The following is a 1105-nucleotide window of genomic DNA, read 5'->3' as shown; positions in this document are numbered from 1 at the left end:
TCTGAGAGGGCGTTTATGCAGGTCAAGACCTATATGCGGCTCTCGCCCCTGACCCGCTTTGAGGGCCTTCATCCCATAGGCAGCGAATGACGCTCTCCACGGTGGATGCTCGGTCATCCGTCTCGTTCGCTTCTACACCTTGAAGTCCGTCTGGTTTGAAGTTGCCGCGGAATCGCCCAATGAACAGCGGAACCGAGCACTCCGCCTCACCCGTGATCACGCTACGTCGTGAGCGAGCGCAAGCCATACCCCAGCGACCTGTCCGACGCCCGATGGGCCCTGATCGAGCCGACGTTGACGGCCTGGAGAAAAGCCCGGCTCGACCGCAGACCAACCGGGCAGCCGGCCAAAGTCGATTTACGGGACGTCTTCAACGCGATCCTCTACGTGAACCGCACGGGAATCCCCTGGAAATACCTCCCCCATGACTTCCCGAACCACGGCACCGTCTACGCCTACTACGCGGCCTGGCGCGACGAAGGAATCTTCGCCCAGCTCAACTACGACCTGACCGGACTGGCCCGCGTGAAGGAAGGGCGCAAGCCCGAACCGACCGCCTCCGTGATCGACACCCAGAGCGTGAAGACTTCCACCAACGTGCCCGTGACCAGCCAGGGAACGGACGCCGCGAAGAAAATCGTCGGCCGGAAGCGCGGCATCCTCACCGACACGATCGGCCTCATACTCGCCGTGACCGTCACCGCCGCCGGCCTGTCGGAGAACGCCCTGGGAATCCGCCTCCTCGACCAGGCGAAGGAGACGTACCCCACCCTCTCCAAGAGCTGGGTCGACACCGGCTTCAAGAACGCCGTCGTCGAGCACGGCGCCCGCCTCGGAATCGACGTCGAAGTCGTCAACAGGAACCCAGAGGCCCGCGGCTTCCAGGTCGTGAAAAGGCGCTGGGTAGTCGAGCGGAGCATCGGTTGGATCATGATGCACCGCCGCCTCGCCCGCGACTACGAGACCCTCACCTCCAGCTCCGAGGCCATGATCCACATCGCCTCGCTCGACAACCTCACCAGGCGCATAACGGACGAGACGACACCCACCTGGCGAGGAACGTACTAGGACGTAAACGGCAAGTTGCCCACTTCAAACGCCCTCT

General features: G+C 63.2%; 1 protein-coding gene. It reads left to right on the top strand.

The features are described 5' to 3' along the window. The first annotated feature begins 228 nt into the window (after positions 1–228). Positions 229–1068, top strand: coding sequence for an IS5 family transposase (locus tag ACH4VX_RS35610; RefSeq protein ID WP_398373475.1), 840 nt, complete (start codon positions 229–231; stop codon positions 1066–1068). Positions 1069–1105: the final 37 nt, after the last annotated feature.

This window comes from Streptomyces sp. NPDC020731 (assembly GCF_044334705.1).
Taxonomy (GTDB): domain Bacteria; phylum Actinomycetota; class Actinomycetes; order Streptomycetales; family Streptomycetaceae; genus Streptomyces.
Note: the sequence above shows the minus strand (reverse complement) of the source record. Positions and strands in the feature narration are given on the sequence as shown.